Consider the following 17,847-nt stretch of genomic DNA (forward strand, 5'->3'; position numbering starts at 1 on the left):
GAACTTGAATTAAATAGATAATGAATTTACTATATGACCCATGGCCATGGTATGTGGCCGGACCTTTAATTGCCCTAACGATGTTTATTCTTCTTTATGCAGGTAAACAATTTGGTATGTCATCTAACCTTAGAACTATGTGTTCTATTGGTGGTGCTGGCAAATACTCAGATTTTTTTAAGTTGGATTGGAGAGCTCAACGCTGGAATTTGATTGTTGTAGTGGGTGCTGTAATTGGCGGCTTTATTGCCTCTCAATTCATGTCCGATAATACAGTGAAAATTAATCCTGAAGTTGCTCAACAACTTTCTACCGATTATGGAATTGAAAGTGCCGGTGACGCATATTTACCAACAGAACTATTTGCTTCTGAACATCTTACAGACCCATTTGTATTGGCAATTTTAATTATTGGCGGATTCATGGTGGGCTTTGGTGCTCGTTATGCCGGTGGTTGTACCAGTGGGCATGCTATATCTGGACTCAGTAATTTACAACTACCCTCACTTATTGCCGTAATTGGTTTCTTTATTGGTGGCTTGGTTATGATTCACCTTTTATTCCCCCTAATATTCAGTTAATATGAAATATATAAGTTATTTAACCATAGGTATCTTTTTCGGTATCATCATGTATAAATCTGAAGCAGCATCTTGGTTTCGCATTTATGAAATGTTTCAATTTGGCTCTTTTCATATGTATGGTATCATAGGCTCTGCACTTGTTATCGGTGTTATTGGTGTTCAAATCATCAAAAAATATAAAATAAAGGCCATTGGTGGCAATGAGATGAATTTACATCCAAAGACCAAAAGTGTTGCCCGTTATTTAATTGGTGGTATTATTTTCGGATTAGGTTGGGCGTTGGCAGGTGCTTGCCCCGGACCTATGTATGTGCTTGTTGGTGCAGGCTACTCCTCTATTCTGGTTGTTATTGGTGGAGCACTTTTAGGCACTTTCGTTTACGGGTTAGTGAAAAATAAATTACCCCACTAAATTCGTAAAGTGGTTTAGCCTTCGGCGGATAGTTTTGGTGAAAGCCATAACCACCCTACCCCTAGCAGAAAGAGGATATAAAACAATAATTGAGAAACAGGACGGTCCACAAAAACCGTCCTGTTTTTTTGAGTTTCGTTTGCGAATTGCTTTTTATTAGCTGCTATGTTCGTGGTACTAGTTAAAGCTTTCCAATCATTCTTTTCAAAAACATAGTATGAAAAGTTCGTACTATCATTTTCAACTTGTAACATATTCCACCCTGTTTTCTTCGGATAAACAGTGCCTGAATAGTGACTTGGTAGCAATGCCTTTTGAACAAGCGATACCGAAATACTATCTTCATTTATAATACCGAGCTCCTCTAAGTTTGTTCGAACTTCAAAATTAAAAGGCTCGTCTATTCTAGGAGTTTTAGTATTGGATTCCCATGAAACTGCCTGCCCTTTCTTCTTTGTAATCTTATCTAAAATAGCGGTCCAAACACCATGGTATACTTCACTTTCTCCATTCAACAAAAGCTGATAACTATTTAATAGTGATGTTGTTGCAATTTTTCCATTACCCATTTGTCGATACGCAGCAAGGTTTGATACTCCGCCAAAGTGAATTGGCTCTACTAATAATTGCTCATCAAACTGATACGGGTACTTTTCTGTTTCTGCAGCATAAATAGGTAATTTCACAGTGTTAATCCTATCACGTTTAAATTTGAAATAGGCATCGCTGCTTCGGTTAATAAAAAGGAAATCACTTGGTTGAATAAATAGTCCTAAACCATGCTCTGCTATACTCTTTTCAAATCTAGATTTGCCTGATTTCCCTAAACTGATATACGTTTCGGAATCTGTAATGACGATGTCTAAATTTTGCAAAACCACATCAGTAAATTGATAAACCGGTTGTGTTGGCGTATTAAAGTATTCAAATTTATATTTCCCTTTTGTCAATTGACTTCTAACAATGACTTCATGTCCAGATTCAGCCAAGAAGTTCTTTAGATACTTTGTCTCAAACGTGGGGAAGGTATTTAAGATCAGAACACGTAGTGGTTCTTTTTTTAGCACTTTTATAGGAATCGGATTCGTTTCTAAAACAATGCCTGTACTATCTTTAATCGCTAATTGATAAACATATGCTCCAGTTACTTTTGGGCGAGTAGTTAGATTAAAATCTACATTCTTATCTTTAGTAAACTGAATAGAATCTAACCCGTTACTTCTTGAATCTTGTAGTACTAAAAATGACTTTTCTATAGGATTTGAATAACTACCAGAAACCTTTAATTCACCTCCCAATGCAAGTTGTTCTGTATAGTTCAATCGCGTAACTCCTACTGGCGCAGCATTTGGAATATAGGTTGTGGGAATACTATCGAACAAATAAAAATCATATGGATTAATACCATCACCAAGTACAATAACATTGGTAAGGGAATCGAGCTCTTTACGAATCGATTTTACAGGATTATAATCTAAAAACTTTATACCCTTATAATGATTTAAAAGACTGTCTTTTACTCCGACATTAAAATTATCGGTCAGCACTAATGCCTGACTATCATTAATCTCAACTTCTTTTGTAGGCTCTAGAATTAATATACCCAATGCCAAGATTGTTAACAAAGCAACAATAGAATTTATAACAAACCGCCCCCTTTGTTTCGTTTGCCATTCTTTCCAAACATAAATATTAAAAACTACTAATCCGCAAAGTAAGATGGGAATCATGAGCTCTTTTTGTAAAAATGAGAAACCATCAATCATACACCTCTAGTTGTTTAAGAAACAATGAATTGATTTCGTCTATATACTCTTTTTTAGCTCCAGGTATTTGCGGTGTTTTCGGTAATGCTGATAATAATCCCTTTTGAACGAATTTATAATTATTCATTGTTCGCCCCGTATTATTCTCAATTCGTTTTAAGCCTTGTAAGACTTGTAAATACTTACTTGGATTAGCTATTGCCAATTGAGCCAATTCATTGCCTGCAGCTGTAAAAAGGACATTATCAGCCTCATTAAAAGTGCTTTCTTGCTGTATTAACTGTTCTAAACGAGCAACAGCATTCTCTAATGCTTCAAAAGGATTTTCCACTTCTTTGGTTTCGTTCTTTCGATAATTCTCAATATCCTTTATAGTGCCAGTAAGCCTATTTTCTTCTTTAATTGGCGGTGGGTCAAAACCAATTCTATGTACATAAATACGGGCACTGTTTTTTATTTCTTGAATAAGGGTCAGTGCATCAAATTGAAATGGCAATGATTTTTCTGGTTCATTTAATCGTAAATGCAATTCGGCATCCCACATGATATTCAAAGCTTTTCGCAATTTTGTCTTCAACGATTCTTCAAATAAGGTAGACTCTTCTGGGTCATCATGATTATGAAGGTAGTCGTGCAAAGGATCTTCTGCCTCTTCTGCTTTTTCAGCCGCAACCAAATTATGCTCATTATCACCATCATGGTCGTACGAATATTCTTTTAAGATATTTTCTTGATTTTCAGCATGATCATGATCCTCACCTTCTTCATCGCTTTCGATCTCAGCCGGAGCTTCTTCCATTTCAGATTCATCTCCCATAAACTGACCATACTTTAATCGTAGCGCTTTTTGGTCAAACCCCAGTTCATTACTTCTAGACTTAAATTCTTTGCTTGAAATGCTAGGCTTATCTTTTATTAACTTTTCGGTATCTATAATCAGCTGGCGTTGACTTCTAAAATAATCGGGCATTTGATCAACGCCCAAAGTCCCTTCTACGCCAAATTGCTCACTCACGGTATCTTTTATAACTGCAAAATATGTTTCGCTACGCGCCACATTTCGCTTGGGTTGTTTTTCATCAAAGGCTTCAATGTAAAAATAGAGCTCTTCACCCAATTCCATTTTTAAGGCATTTAAATCTAGTTTTTTCGTAGCCTTCACCGATTTCAAACCTTTCGAAATAGCTTCCTTGAAATTCAATTTCTCTTCCCTGAACTTCACCGATTCTCCCGATCCTTTACTCACGGTGGCTATGATATAGGCTTCATCTATTCCGTAATCATCCGTAATTGCACTTTGTAGTTGGACAATCTTTGTATCTGAAAAATCAAAATAGGTGTATTGTTCTAATCCTAAAATCTCAATTCCTGGCGGATTATCGGGTATTGCTTCCAACGAGAATAAATCTGACGTAAATTCAATGCCTTCGTCATTCTTAAATTTAAAATTGTAGAAGCCCGATTCTGATACTACTTGCTGTATACGATACCCCTTTTCGCCTTTTTGCAACGGAATTAGTTCCCCCATGCGGTCTAAGTAAACCTCAGTAACAGAGTTATCAAAGACCAAAAGCCACTGAACCGTTGCGCCAGTAATCGCCTTTATGTTTGGGTCACTTACAGCAATTGTTCCTTTTCGTGTATAGGATGGATATGTAACACTAATATCTTGACTGGAAATTTCTGGAATTATAGACTTGTCACTAATACTATCAGTTGCTATAAACTGAATTTGTGTTTCGTTAGTTGAATTCCCTAAAACACTTTCTACGCTTTTAAACAAGTCTAATTTCTGAACCACAACTCCAAGCAATACTAAACCTAGCGTAACCAGTACCGCCTGTTTCAATTTGTTTGGCGGTTGTATAGCACCTAGCCTTTTCGTAAGCTCTTCAGATACTTTATAGCGTTGTAACTTGGCAAGATTCGATAATGAATCTTCTGGTTGTAGCAACAACCCTGTGCTAAACGATGCCTCATCAACATTTGCATCTATATAAGTACCTGTGGTAGACAAATTATGTTTCCAAGGCTTCTTTATTACTAGAATTATAACCATTGAAACTACAAAGCTTAAAATTCCAACCCAAAGATTTTTAGATACTAAATAGAAAAGAATGGCAATGCCAATAGCATACAAGACAGTTTCTGCGTATGACAAGATTTGCCAACGCCTGTGAAATTTTATCAAGTGTAGTTTTCCTGATTCCATTACTGTGTTCGTTTATAAGCTACAAAGCGTTCTACAATTAATAACACCAAAAGAACAACCCATAAATACGGATTCAGATTCCAGCTGGCTTTGTGGGTTTTAGATGCTTTATTTTCTATGAAATTAGTTTCTAAGTCCGCTTCTGTGACTGAGCGAATATCAACTTTAGCCTGTAGCTCTCTCACCTCTTTATTGATATCTAAAATACTAAGTAGGTTCTCTGTTAATCTCCCAGATACCGCGTTTTCTGTGGTTATTCTTTCTGTAATATAAAATGTATTTTCATCTTCACCTTTTATTATCAGCGCATTAGAAATGGAGTCGTTTTTAAATACAAGTTTTTTTCGAGCTGAAACTGGAGCAGGTTTAGTACTCAACCAAATCGTTAGATCACTTTCTTTATTTTCCAATACTTCGTTATCTAAGGAACTTTCGACGTTTATTTCTCTATTTAAATACGTTGATAAAGCTGCCAATGCTGCTGCTATATAGGTTTTATCGGCACTTAGACTATCTGCATAAACCAAAGAAACTTCTATAGCAGGTTGTTGAATTAAAGGGATTTTTGTTGAATTTGAGTTTGAGTTTGAGCTTAAAACCTGTAAACTATCGCCATTAGATGTCAATTGGTATACATCACCTAATTCAATATTCTCCTTTGCTATTTTTGAAGCTACCGGACTGTTATTGGCTGTAAATAATGTTATATTTTTCTCTGTCTGATATGCTATTAAAGGCTTTTCAACAGTTTGTGCCGAATCCAAAACAATCCAGTTGATGTCATGATTCGTTTCGGGTCTAGCACCTTTTAATCCTTTTGCATATCCGTTGGTAAAAACAATAATACTATCTGTTTGCAAGGCATCCATTTCTGATGCTAATGACCAATAATCTGCACTATTAAAATCATCTGAATTAGTATACTCAGTATCGTTTATGGGTAAGCCAGATTGCAAAAGTCTTATTTCCTGATCTGCCTGCAAATCAGTAAAACGAGCCATGAATTTTTCATTCTTTACGAATTCAGGTTCAATAATATAAGTCAGTTTGCTGTTGTTCACCTTTGATTGCCATTGCGGTTTTGCCATGACCAAAGTAATCAGCGAAATAATCGCCATACGCAAAAGCAACAACCACCATTCGTTTAATTGTATGCTACTAGATTGTCTCGATTTTGATTCTGATAACAATTGAACGCTACCAATCTTTATAGTTTTCGCTTCCTTTTTACTCCATAAATGGATAGCTATTGGAACCAAAAGTCCCAATAAAGCCCATAAATACGAAGGTTGTACGAATGACATATTAACCGAGTCTTTTACGTTGTTTTAAAAATAATTGTAATGCTTCGCCCAAATGTGCATCCATACGAAAGACATAATGATCAATTCCATTCGAAAGCAATTCGTCTTTCACCTTTTTCAATCTACTTTCAAGAGCAGCCAAATATTCTGTTTTAGCTTTTTCAGTATCTACTTTTACTCGTGCTCCTGTTTCCAAATCCTCAAAGGTGATATTTGGTCCGTAATGGAAATCCATTTCTGCTGCACCCATAATTTGAAGTACGACCACTTCATTTCTCGCAGATTTTAATCCTTTAATAAACTTTGAAATCTCCTCACCCGTTTCATACATATCCGTCAAGAAAAAAATCAATTCTTTTCCCCCTCTATTCGGTATGCGTTTAGTTGAAATATGTGTTTCTGGCCATTTTCCTGTATTTGAAAGATTGATGAGTTCTAGCAATAAACGATTGTAATGCTTTTTATCTGCTTTAGGGTAAATACTAACCACATCACTTTCATTGAGCGCAAATAGTCCGACAGCGTCGCCCTGCTTTTGTGCCATATATGCAAGTGTTGCGATAAGCACACGGGTAAAATCCATTTTGGACAAGGTATCTTCTTTATGCAACATCGATGCGCTGGCATCTACGATGAATTTTATGATTACCTGACTTTCAATTTCAGATTGCTTAATATAATATCTACCGGAACGCGCCAACATTTTCCAATCTAGCAACCGAAGATCATCTCCTGGTTCATAGCCACGGTATTGACTAAACTCCATACCGGGACCAACACTGGCACTTCTATTTAATCCAGAAGTAAACCTCTCAACCACAATTCTGGATATTAATGATAGCCCCGAAACGGTATTGATGATTTCTGGTTTTAATAAATCGTGATAGTCTTGTTTTGCCATGTACTGAATAATGGAGCGTTATTTACTTGCCTTTTACTTCTATCGCATTCAATAAATGACTAGCAACTTTATCTGAAGTAATACCTTCTGCCTCTGCTCTAAAATTGACCAACACTCTATGGCAAAGTACTGGCAAAGCCACACTTTTAATATCATTTAAGGTTACTGCTAACCTACCTTCTAACAAGGCATTAGCCTTTGCCGTTAAGATCATTGCTTGACCTGCACGTGGACCTGCTCCCCAATCTACCCAGTCTTTCACATAAGCATCTGTTGTTGTTTCTGGGCGCGTAGCACGAATGATATCACTAACATAAGTGATCAGTGCATCGCTAATAGAAATTTCACGAACAAGTTGTTGCAATCGAACAATATCTTCTCCAGAAATTACTTTATTCAATTTCTTTTTAAAGGTCCCTGTAGTAGCTTTTAAGATTGCTTCTTCATCTTGCTTGGTTGGATATCCTATTTTGATATACAGTAAAAAACGATCTTGTTGTGCTTCTGGTAATACAAAGGTTCCTGATTGTTCTATAGGGTTTTGAGTTGCTAGAATAAAGAACGGCTTATCTAAAGGATATGTTTTATCTCCGTAAGTAACCTCAAATTCTTGCATCGCTTCCAGCAAGGCTGCCTGTGTTTTTGGTGGTGTACGGTTTATTTCATCCGCTAGAATAATATTAGAAAAAATAGGCCCTTTGTTGAACTTAAAGAACTTTTTACCTGTAGTATGGTCTTCCTCTAAAATTTCGGTTCCGATAATATCCGAAGGCATTAAATCGGGCGTAAACTGAATACGCTTAAACTTTAAATCAATGGCATTCGCCAAAGTTCTGATCATTAAGGTTTTTGCCAAGCCAGGTACACCTTCTAACAAAGCATGACCACCAGCCAAAAATGTAATTAGTAATTGAGAGACTGTCTCTTCTTGACCTATAATTACTTTTCCTATTTCTTGTTTCAAGGCTTTCAACTTACCGGAAAGCATTTCTACCTCATCTGTAATACGTTGTAATTCTTTATCCATTCAAAAATGTATTTATGAGGTAAGGGCGTACAACACTATATTGACCCCAAACCGTGTATTGTCTATTTTATACCAACGTTTATTTCTAAAATCATAATCCCACTCACAGCCATAATCTTTGTTACTGTACAGTACTCCAATTCTATCATTAATTACGATAGCTTTAAGGTACTCGTGTACCAAGTCATCGCCCCATCCATTCAGTTCTTGTGATGTGGTCGGCGGACCGTCTTCAAAATCGAAGAAAATAGAATAGATTTCGTGATCGTTGGGTATCTTTTTTAATTCGGACGGACCAAATATTTCTTCCATCTGCCTTTCAAAAGACTTTGCAAAAAGACCATCAATATCATGATTGCAATCATCTGCGAAAACGAATCCTCCGTTACGCACATATTTTTCAAAATTCTCTTTTTCCTTTTTGGTAAACTCCACCAATTTATGTCCGGATATATAGCAAAACGGACTCTTGAAAATATCATCGCTTGCCAGCGAAATAATCTTTTCTTGAGTATCTACTTTCAACGTGGTATACTCCACCAATGAATTCAACAGATTTGAGGGCATGCGTTGGTCAACGTCCCAATCGCCAGACTCATACTGTAATCTCGTAAAGAAAAATTCGTTGCTCAAGGGCAAGTAGTTTATTTTAATCAGTAGAAAAAAAGAAAACTGGTTGTCGTGTTTCAACACAAACAACCAGTTTAAATAGTATTAAAATTTTTTATACTGCATCTGAAAGACTCGTAAACGTAAAGTCACGAACTTTCATATATGGTATTAAATTACCATCGATACGCACTTGCTTACCAAGGGTTTCTAAGTTATTCAACATGATTATCGGACTCTCATTAAACCTGAAGTTTTTTACAGGGTATTTAATTTCTCCGTTTTCGATATAGAACGTTCCATCTCTTGTAAGTCCCGTATACAATAAGGTTTGTGGATCTACACTACGTATGTACCAAAGTCTAGTTACTAGAATTCCTTTTTTAGTACTCTTAATCAACTCTTCTAAACTTGCATCGCCACCTGCCATAATTACGTTCGATGGAAAAGGAACCGGATCAACACCTTTTTCCTTTGCCCAAAAACGATCATATGCCAAGTTTTTAACTGCTCCGTTTTCTATCCAAGAGGTTTTCTTTAAAGGTTGCCCTTCTCCGTTCCATGTAGATGTTGGTACTTCTGCATTCAGTGGATCTGACCAGATATTTACGCGTTCATCAACTATTTTTTCTCCAAGCTTATTTGCTCCATCAGCAGCAGACATAAAACTTCTACCCTCATCAGCAGAACGTGCATCTAAAGAACGAAACATATTACGTAATAAATCTGAAGACGCAGCAGGTTCTAAGATAACCGTGTATTTACCTGGCTCAATTGCTTTTGCTTCTCTAGACAAAACTGCTTTATCAATAGCTGTATTTGCCGCCTCATTAGCATCAAACTTTGTTACATCATTAAAATCTCTAGAAACCCAACCTGAACCCGTACCGTCATTGGTACGCATGGTTACCGTAAATTCTAAATTAGTAGACTCGTTATAGGCAAAAAGACCTTTTGAATTGATTATTGCACTAAAACCGGAAGAGTCGTTTAAAAACCCTGCTGCGGTAACATCTTTTGCGTCTGCAGGTACAATACTACTTTTTGCAACCTCTGCTCTATACTCAGGAGTTATTTTTGCTGTTGAATCGCTATAACTAATACCTTCGTCATACATCTGCGGACCTAAAGGCTCCATAAACTCAGGATTCTCTGGTGAAAGATTCGCCAGCTCTTCTGCTCTTCTAACTACCTTTTCTAATGATGCGTCATCGAACTCATCAATTGTTGCCGTACCTGATTTTTTACCAAAACTAGACTGTACCGCTAAACTTTGATTGGAACTAAAACCTGATGTAGACACTGTATTTCTTGCGTACCTGATATTGCCGCTATTATAGCCGCTTAAGTTTATTTCACAGGCATCGGCTTTGGAAAAACTCAATGCTTTCTCCAATATTTTTCTTGCTTCTTCTTTTGTATAAATTGCCATTGTTGTTCTTTTTTAGAGTGAACCTATACTTAAATAGATCTACCTGTGTTTATTACGTTTACATCATTGAACCTAGCGGTAGAACTACCGTGAGATACCGCACTAGATTGAGAAGGTTGCCCTTTACCATCAAAGAAAGTACCGAACAAACGGTAATCGCTTTCATCACAAATCTTAACACAAGAATTCCAGAATTCTTGCGTGTTAGATTGGTATGCTACATCTTCTAACATGCCAACAATTTCTCCGTTCTTGATTTCATAAAACACCGTACCACCAAATTGGAAATTATAACGTTGCTGATCAATTGAATATGATCCACGACCTGCTATGTAAATTCCTTTTTCTACATCTTTAATCATTTCAGAAATAGAATACTTGTCTTTACCCGGTTCTAAAGAAACATTCGGCATACGTTGAAACTGAACATCGTCCCAACTTTGTGCATAACAACAACCGTGAGATTCATTTTGATCGATCATATGCACTTGGTCGCGTATTGCTTGGAAATTCGTTAGTACACCATTACGTACTAAATCCCATTTCTTCGTTTTCACTCCCTCATCATCATACCCAACAGCTCCTAAAGAGCCTACTTGAGTTTTATCGGCAACAAGATTTACTACATCACTACCGTATTGGAAGTTTCCAGATTTTAATTTATCTAAAGATGCAAAACTTGTACCTGCGTAATTAGCTTCATAACCTAACACACGATCTAACTCTAATGGGTGACCTACAGATTCGTGAATTGTTAGTCCTAAGTGATTAGGTTCTAAAACCAAATCATACTTACCGGCATCAACCGATTTTGCGGTTAATTTCTCTTTAGCCTGTTTTGCCGCAATGGTAGCATCTTCTACCATATCATAGCTATTTCTATATAAACGTAAACCTGCTGGTCCTTCAAGCTTTTCAGATTCCAATCCGTCCATATACTCGTAACCCATACCTACAGGAGCACTCATATTCTCACGAGTTTTAAATGTACCTGCAGCTTTATCAATTGCAGTTACTCTAAATGTAGGCCATAAACGGTGAATGTCTTGATCAATATAAGAACCATCGGTAGAAGCAAAATACTTCTGCTCATTAATCATAAACAAAGCAGAGTTTACATAATCTGCACCATTATCTAATGCTGCTGCATTGGCAGTCAGTAATAAATCTACCTTTTCTGATACCGGTACTTCCTTGAAATCCTTTTTAATAGGTGTTTTCCAAGAAACCTCACCGTATGCATTTACAGGAGCTAGTTTAACTGGATCCTTTTGAATTTTTGAATTTGCTTTTGCAATAGCAACTGCCTGTTCTGTTGCCTTTTTAATACCATCTGCAGTTACACTATTTGTTGATGCAAAACCCCAAGTACCATTTGCTATAACACGAATACCAATACCAAAAGATTCGGTATTTACTACGTTTTGTACTTTGTCTTCTCTGGTGAACACATATTGGTTTAAGTATCTTCCAATTCTAGCATCAGCGTATGTAGCCCCTAAGGACTTTGCCGTATTTAGGGCAACATCTGCCATGTTCTTTTTAATCAAGACATCCATTCCTGGTTCTAGTAAAGCCTCCGTCGGGATATCTTTTCCTAGCAATAATGACGGCATCATTAATGCTCCGGCACCCAACCCGGCGTACTGTACAAAATCTCTTCTTTTCATGTGTTAGTTTTAAATTGGTTCTTTAAGGATAGATATTCTAAGTGGACATCTTACCTCAACATTTATGGTATTATGAATGTTATATTTGCAAAACTGTACTACTGTAATTAAAGATGAGACTTAACATTATCTTTCTTAGAATTCGTGACATTAATTACAGCTCTCTAAAAATAGACAGGGTTTCTTAACAATTATGTTAACCTTAACATAAAATATAACGAAAAGTGATGTTTTTGGGAATAATGGAAAAATAGGGGTGTGATATTTTGTTCTTCGGAAGTGATAAGAAGGAAACTACTATTTCAAAATAGCTATTTCAAACTCAAAAACTTTTTCCAATTTTTAAGGAGTAATGTGGGATGGTATCTTCATTAATATCAGCTTGAAATGCTGCTACAATTCCCAAGGAATATGAATTTGCAATTTCATAACTATAATGTAAACGTAAAGAACCACCGAAAGCAAAGGTACGGCCTGATTCAAATCTTATAATATTCCTGACTGGTATTGGTAAATTCGTAGCGGCAGGATACAGCGTTGAATAAATATCACTCAACGAAGTAGCTTGATATCTATATACTGAAAGAATAGATATTCCGAATTTATGACGATTAGTTTCAACGAAATTATATCTAAGTCCCAAAACTAATTGATAACCTGCGGTTACTGTATGTAGAGAACCATCATAAACATTACCCTGTGAATCTTCATAAGTCAATAAAAAATCGGGAGTATCATTTAAGGTACCTTCAAAACCCAGTTGCCAGTATAATTTATTAGATAGGTCATTACCGTAATTGAACCCGTAATGATAACCAGGTGTATCACCTGAACCATGAATACTTCTGCCGAACATAAATTCTAAATAAGAGGCATTGTTATTCTGAGAATAGATAGATAAAGTTGTAAGTAAAGTAAAGACGAAGAATAAAATATTTTTCTGCATATCCATATTTTAAGAGTTGACCAAATATAATTAGGTGCCAACAATTTATTCCCAAGAATGTTCTTCGAAAAGTGGAGGATTTTATGCTATAATTTAGAAAGTACTTACAAGCTACCGATGCATTTTATCTAAAATCTCCATAATCTCAGTTTTCTTACGGACGGATACCGGAACATTCTCTCCATTCTTCAGCATTAAATAACCACCATCGGTTTTTATATAGGCGCTGATGCATTGAAGATTCACTAAATGACTTTGGTGTACGCGTACAAAATCGTGACTACTTAAAAGGTCCGCAAAGTACTTTAAGGTCTTTGTTACGAATATCTTACGTTTGTCTTTAAGATGAAAAATAGTGTTATTACTATCAGATTCACACCGTATAATATCATCTAGACTAACAATAATAATCTGGTCTAGCGTGTGTAATGATATTTTATTGGGTTTTTTCTCGGGTGCAGAAATAGTCTCCTTTAAAATCTGTAAACGTTCTTTATTAGGCTGCAATTGCTCTTTTGCTCTAGATATCGCTAAACTTAAATCTTCGTTCGAATAGGGTTTTAACACATAGTCGATTGCTGCAAATTTAAAGGCACGTATAGCAAACTCATCACTTGCGGTTACAAATATGATTTTCGATTTTAAATCGGGGAAAATTTCCAAAATATCGAACCCTGTACCATCACCCAGCATAATATCTAAAAACAGAATGTCGGGCTGATTTTTACGCAACACTTTTGCGGCTTCTACTACACTCTGTGCTGTGGCGATAATTTCAATATCTGCATGTTGCGTCTCTATATCCTTCTTTAAAAGGGTTAAAGCGTCAATCATGTCTTCTACTATAATCGCTGTATGCATAGGTCTCTAATAATCTGTTAGTAAAGGTATTTTAAAGGTAATCTTGGTACCATCAATACTACCGTCTTCATTTTTGATTTCACTGACATGCAAGGTATTTGTACCTGCAATAGATTCTAATCGTTCTTTAGTCACGGTCAATGCCATAGATTGATGGTCCGTATTTGGCTTTTCGCTTTGCGATTTAAAAATACCTAATCCGTTATCAATAATACTACACTGTAAATGTGTTTCTGTGGTCGTGAATCCTATTTCTAATTTTCCCGCTTTATTTCCTTTTAATATTCCGTGTCTAATCGCATTTTCTACAAAAGGTTGAATCAACATTGGCGGAATCAATATCTCTTCTGCATCAGGATTGGTATCTATGTTAAAAGAACACTCAAAAGGTTGCTGAGCCATTAGCTGCTCTACTTCTACATAATGTCGTAATGCCTTTATTTCTTGGTCTAAACTAATATGTTCTTTTCTAGAATTCTGTAGTGTTTCTCTCAATAATATGGCAAAGCTGTTGATGGTGGCGTCCATCTTTTCTGGCTTGTTGCCTGCCATTGCTTTTACACCATTCAACACATTGAATATAAAATGCGGATTCATCTGTAATTGCAATGCTTTCTGTTCTAAAGTAAGCAGGTAATTCTGAGTTATCAAATGCTCTTGAGCTGCTTTGTTTTTTGCTTTAATCTTACGGATGTAAAACAATCCAAGACTCAACAATACTAAAATAGCCAATGCTAAAACTGACCATTGAAACCAATCTTTTTTGTATAACGGACTATCAATAAAAAAGCTGAATTTGATAGGGTCACTTTCTTGCCATCTGTAATTTCTAGATTGCGCCGAAAAGCTATGTGCACCATATGCGAGTCCGGCAAAATTCTGTTTGTTTTCTTTCACCCACGGACTCCACTCTGTATCATCTAATTTTGTTCTGTATTCTATTTCATTTGGGTGATCCACATCTACCGTTCTAAAGGAAAAACCTAGTTGTGTCTGCTCCGGAGTTAGTTGCAGTACCTTGTTACTATTCGTCCAGTCTTTTAAAACTAGAGAATCTATATTTTTATAACGTTCCTCTACTCCCGTAAAATATACCGTTGGTGGTAACGATGCTTTTTTGCTTTCACTTGGTATATGTTTTGTTAGCCCATAAATAGCACCAAACCATAAATTGCCATCTTCATCTTTATCGACCGCATTTAAACAAGTTTCTATCCCTAGAAATCCGTCATTTCTACCAAAGTGATAAATGTCTAAAATTTCGTTATCAGGATTCAACTCTATTTTATCTACTCCCCTTTCAGAACCTGCCCACAGATACCCTTGATCATCAAAAATGAGCTGATAGATATTATTTGAAGATAAATTCTTGCTTCCTTTTAATTGTTGAAAATTTACTGGATTGGTACTATTTGCATACCAAATACCTTTACCAGAAGTACCTAAGTAGATAGTTTCTTCATCTAAAAAAATGGTACCAATAGCTGTTTGCTGTTCCAAACCAGTTTCAATACTCGTCACCTTATTATTTTCTATATAGCCCAAATGACCATTTTGTGTGGAATACCAGAGCTTACCATCTGGACTTTTAACCATGCCTTTTATCAGCATGTCCGTAATTCCATTTCGCTTAGAAAAGGTTTTTCTAACCACCAGGCTGTCATTGTCAGAGTAGTAATTGAATTTTACGATACCATGAGCATAGGTAGCTGCCCATATAAAATCATCATCGGCAATTACGGTACGCACCCAATCTGACGGAAAGCCTTTGCTTTGATCAATAATATGATTGGCGGTTCTTTCAACGGAAACCGTATCTATCTGAATTAAAAAAGTTTCGCTTGACGAGAACACCAAACTGTCGACCATTTTGGTTTCTCGAAATAGCAATCCCCTATTATCTGAACCTGCCCAAATATTACCTTTTGAATCGCTATCAATCGTTTTAATCTTTACATCGAAAAAGGAACCTTTGCTTGGTAATGGATGAATACCCGCAGAATCTATTTTTGATAATCCAGCTTCTGAAGTAGAGAACCATAATCCGTCTGGGGCATTATGAACCGCATAAATACGATTTCCTTTTAAACTGGTTCTTTGGTCGTAGTGCTTGAAATTGTTTTGAAAGTATTTGAAGAGTCCGCCACCAGAAGTTGCAATCCAAAGGTTACCATTATCATCATTAATGACTTTTCTTATATGCGGAGTTGCTAATCCGCCAGCCGTATTTAATCGTTTTATCTCTGAAAATTTTTTGGTCTCTACAATCGTAATACCATCATTATCAGTGGCTAGCCATAATTCATCTTCATTTTGAATTGACATGGAATTGATGCGCGATGGTTCTGGCATTAAAAACTGATTATCAGTATTCTCGCTATCCATTATAAAAACACCATCATCAAAAGTCGCTGCCAGTATTTTGTTGTTATGTTGAATGACAGTTTTAAAGTTATTCACCTCAATCTTAGTCTTTTCAGAAGCTGAATTACTCAATGCTTTCAATTTCCATAAGCCATTATTTGTAGCTAGCCAATAGTAATTTCCATTAAAAAGAATGGAATTAATTTCACTAGAATCTATTTCAGAATTTAAAGAAATCTTGCTGAATTTACTATTTTTAGAGTAGCTGTAAAGTCCTTTTTTAGTACCCACATACAACACATTTTCAGCAGTGTAGAATTGAAGAATTTGTGGGGAATTAAAATTTACGAAGTTGTTTTTGACTTTTATAGATAGTCCTTTTCTGGTTCCCACAAAAAGGGAATCGTTTGCGGTATATAAGGCATCAATGTAATTAGAAAGCAAACCGTCACTTTCATTCCATACCTCAAAAGTTTCTCCATCAAAATTTGCCAATCCGCCACCCTGCGTTCCTAACCACAGGTAGCCCATTTCATCTTGTAGCACATCATATACTTGAGACTGTGGTAAACCATCTGCAATTGTATAGGGTCTTAGCTGACTGTTTTGCGCAAACAATTGTATTGTTCCGAAGAAACAAAACACAATCGACACGTATTTCAAATACAGTTTCAAAAAAAGGTTTTCTATTTTAAGGTTTCAAGTATCATTTTAACGCTGATACCGTTATAATATTTGATACAGCGAAGGGTCATTTACGGTTATGCTTTGATATTCATTTTGGTCATTAGATTGCAAAATAGGTGCCAATACGCAGAGTACAGTTGTTTTCCCTTTTATTAATAATGTGTTGCCTTCTACAGTACTTCTCCATCTAAATTTTTCTATCGGAATGTTCAATTTAAATAATACCTCAGCTATTTCTGGGGATTCTGAAATCCAATCCATAATTGCTTCTTTGTCTTCTAAAGTAGGTATATCATTAACCGAATCAAAAGTAAATTCCCAATCTACCGGAATATTAAACTTGAAACTATAGGCTTTGCCAAATGAAGACTCTTGTCTTGTTTTCAGTGCCGTAAACCAATCGATATTTACATTAGGGTATTCTTGTTCAAATTCTTTAGCAAGATGCGCAGGACCCAGAGATTCTGCTGTTGGGTAATATCCATAATATGGTTTTGCTAAATAGTGTTCTGCATATTTACCGCCGAATACATTAAAATAGGACGATGCGATTACTTGCGAAGCTTTAAACGTATTTTTCAATTCTTGAAGCAAAGGTTGATTTTCTCCTAATCCGCACGAATGAAATATGATTTTAGAACCACTAGCAGTGTTATCACACATTGTTTCTATTATATAATCTTGTACTGCATTTTGTAATGTGCTTACGGTAATTCGCTCTCCTGTTTTTGTGGTCTTTAAAGACATACCCAACCATGCATTACTATGACTTACAATGTGTATTTCTTTAAAACGTACTTGATTTTCTCCTGCACTATTTAGATAACTTACAATCTCATCAATAGCATATAAGCTATCTACAATTGGCATTCCTTGCTTTTCAAAATACTGCTTGGCATTGCCGTAATAGGTGTTATCACCTTCATCAAAACCAGCAATAAAAACAATAGCTTCTTGTACTATTTCTTTTTTGGTAGGTGAAGCAAGTGCCGCTCCCGACAGTTGCGAAAACGGCTTCTTACTACCTAGCATTAGTACATAAACCAATACTATAATTAAACACTTATTCATA

At 36.1% G+C, this 17,847-nt stretch carries 14 protein-coding genes; 2 read left to right on the forward strand and 12 right to left on the reverse strand.

The genetic code is table 11. The features are described from left to right. Positions 1 to 20 precede the first annotated feature (20 nt). Both ACEN2N_RS08340 and ACEN2N_RS08345 read left to right on the forward strand, forming a co-directional pair. Positions 21 to 581, forward strand: coding sequence for a YeeE/YedE family protein (locus tag ACEN2N_RS08340; RefSeq protein ID WP_441823897.1), 561 nt, complete (start codon positions 21 to 23; stop codon positions 579 to 581). Between the two features lies 1 nt (position 582). Continuing rightward, a complete protein-coding gene (locus ACEN2N_RS08345) occupies positions 583 to 996 on the forward strand; it encodes a DUF6691 family protein (RefSeq protein ID WP_027067570.1) in 414 nt (137 codons plus the stop codon). A gap of 14 nt (positions 997 to 1,010) precedes the next feature. Here ACEN2N_RS08345 and ACEN2N_RS08350 read toward each other — a convergent pair whose 3' ends face one another. From ACEN2N_RS08350 to ACEN2N_RS08405, 12 genes are all read right to left on the reverse strand, one after another. Then, positions 1,011 to 2,726, reverse strand: coding sequence for a hypothetical protein (locus ACEN2N_RS08350; RefSeq protein ID WP_441823898.1), 1,716 nt, complete (start codon positions 2,724 to 2,726; stop codon positions 1,011 to 1,013). A 28-nt stretch (positions 2,727 to 2,754) separates the two neighbouring features. Then, on the reverse strand, positions 2,755 to 4,923 hold the full coding sequence (locus ACEN2N_RS08355; RefSeq protein ID WP_441823899.1) for a tryptophan-rich sensory protein: 2,169 nt from the start codon (positions 4,921 to 4,923) through the stop codon (positions 2,755 to 2,757). A 50-nt stretch (positions 4,924 to 4,973) separates the two neighbouring features. Continuing rightward, positions 4,974 to 6,278, reverse strand: a complete 1,305-nt coding sequence (locus ACEN2N_RS08360) for a BatA domain-containing protein (protein ID WP_441823900.1) — start codon at positions 6,276 to 6,278, stop codon at positions 4,974 to 4,976. 1 nt (position 6,279) lies between these two features. Then, positions 6,280 to 7,179 carry a DUF58 domain-containing protein gene (locus tag ACEN2N_RS08365; protein ID WP_441823901.1) on the reverse strand — a complete coding sequence of 300 codons (900 nt, stop codon included), beginning with the start codon at positions 7,177 to 7,179 and terminating at the stop codon, positions 6,280 to 6,282. A gap of 22 nt (positions 7,180 to 7,201) precedes the next feature. After that, a complete protein-coding gene (locus tag ACEN2N_RS08370) occupies positions 7,202 to 8,206 on the reverse strand; it encodes an AAA family ATPase (protein WP_441823902.1) in 1,005 nt (334 codons plus the stop codon). 12 nt (positions 8,207 to 8,218) lie between these two features. Further along, positions 8,219 to 8,839, reverse strand: coding sequence for a DUF4159 domain-containing protein (locus ACEN2N_RS08375; RefSeq protein ID WP_282075636.1), 621 nt, complete (start codon positions 8,837 to 8,839; stop codon positions 8,219 to 8,221). A gap of 91 nt (positions 8,840 to 8,930) precedes the next feature. Continuing rightward, positions 8,931 to 10,247, reverse strand: coding sequence for a TldD/PmbA family protein (locus ACEN2N_RS08380; protein WP_441823903.1), 1,317 nt, complete (start codon positions 10,245 to 10,247; stop codon positions 8,931 to 8,933). Between the two features lie 29 nt (positions 10,248 to 10,276). Then, the gene (locus ACEN2N_RS08385) at positions 10,277 to 11,917 is read right to left on the reverse strand and encodes a TldD/PmbA family protein (protein WP_441823904.1); all 1,641 of its coding nucleotides are present in this window, start codon (positions 11,915 to 11,917) and stop codon (positions 10,277 to 10,279) included. 322 nt (positions 11,918 to 12,239) lie between these two features. Then, positions 12,240 to 12,863: a hypothetical protein gene (locus ACEN2N_RS08390; protein ID WP_441823905.1), complete on the reverse strand. Its 624-nt coding sequence runs from the start codon at positions 12,861 to 12,863 to the stop codon at positions 12,240 to 12,242. A 111-nt stretch (positions 12,864 to 12,974) separates the two neighbouring features. Beyond that, positions 12,975 to 13,724, reverse strand: coding sequence for a LytR/AlgR family response regulator transcription factor (locus ACEN2N_RS08395; protein ID WP_441823906.1), 750 nt, complete (start codon positions 13,722 to 13,724; stop codon positions 12,975 to 12,977). Between the two features lie 6 nt (positions 13,725 to 13,730). After that, positions 13,731 to 16,763: a ligand-binding sensor domain-containing protein gene (locus ACEN2N_RS08400; protein WP_441823907.1), complete on the reverse strand. Its 3,033-nt coding sequence runs from the start codon at positions 16,761 to 16,763 to the stop codon at positions 13,731 to 13,733. Between the two features lie 51 nt (positions 16,764 to 16,814). Then, on the reverse strand, positions 16,815 to 17,846 hold the full coding sequence (locus ACEN2N_RS08405) for a hypothetical protein (RefSeq protein ID WP_441823908.1): 1,032 nt from the start codon (positions 17,844 to 17,846) through the stop codon (positions 16,815 to 16,817). Position 17,847 lies beyond the last annotated feature (1 nt).

It is taken from the genome of Maribacter spongiicola (assembly GCF_052119685.1).
In the GTDB taxonomy this organism is placed as follows: domain Bacteria; phylum Bacteroidota; class Bacteroidia; order Flavobacteriales; family Flavobacteriaceae; genus Maribacter; species Maribacter spongiicola_A.

What these genes read in the sequence shown, in the direction of transcription:
- ACEN2N_RS08340 (WP_441823897.1), top strand. Translation starts at nt 21, where the DNA reads ATGAATTTACTATATGACCCATGGCCATGGTATGTGGCCGGACCTTTA.
- ACEN2N_RS08345 (WP_027067570.1), top strand. Translation starts at nt 583, where the DNA reads ATGAAATATATAAGTTATTTAACCATAGGTATCTTTTTCGGTATCATC.
- ACEN2N_RS08350 (WP_441823898.1), bottom strand. Translation starts at nt 2,726, where the DNA reads ATGATTCCCATCTTACTTTGCGGATTAGTAGTTTTTAATATTTATGTT.
- ACEN2N_RS08360 (WP_441823900.1), bottom strand. Translation starts at nt 6,278, where the DNA reads ATGTCATTCGTACAACCTTCGTATTTATGGGCTTTATTGGGACTTTTG.
- ACEN2N_RS08365 (WP_441823901.1), bottom strand. Translation starts at nt 7,179, where the DNA reads ATGGCAAAACAAGACTATCACGATTTATTAAAACCAGAAATCATCAAT.
- ACEN2N_RS08370 (WP_441823902.1), bottom strand. Translation starts at nt 8,206, where the DNA reads ATGGATAAAGAATTACAACGTATTACAGATGAGGTAGAAATGCTTTCC.
- ACEN2N_RS08380 (WP_441823903.1), bottom strand. Translation starts at nt 10,247, where the DNA reads ATGGCAATTTATACAAAAGAAGAAGCAAGAAAAATATTGGAGAAAGCA.
- ACEN2N_RS08385 (WP_441823904.1), bottom strand. Translation starts at nt 11,917, where the DNA reads ATGAAAAGAAGAGATTTTGTACAGTACGCCGGGTTGGGTGCCGGAGCA.
- ACEN2N_RS08390 (WP_441823905.1), bottom strand. Translation starts at nt 12,863, where the DNA reads ATGCAGAAAAATATTTTATTCTTCGTCTTTACTTTACTTACAACTTTA.
- ACEN2N_RS08395 (WP_441823906.1), bottom strand. Translation starts at nt 13,724, where the DNA reads ATGCATACAGCGATTATAGTAGAAGACATGATTGACGCTTTAACCCTT.
- ACEN2N_RS08405 (WP_441823908.1), bottom strand. Translation starts at nt 17,846, where the DNA reads ATGAATAAGTGTTTAATTATAGTATTGGTTTATGTACTAATGCTAGGT.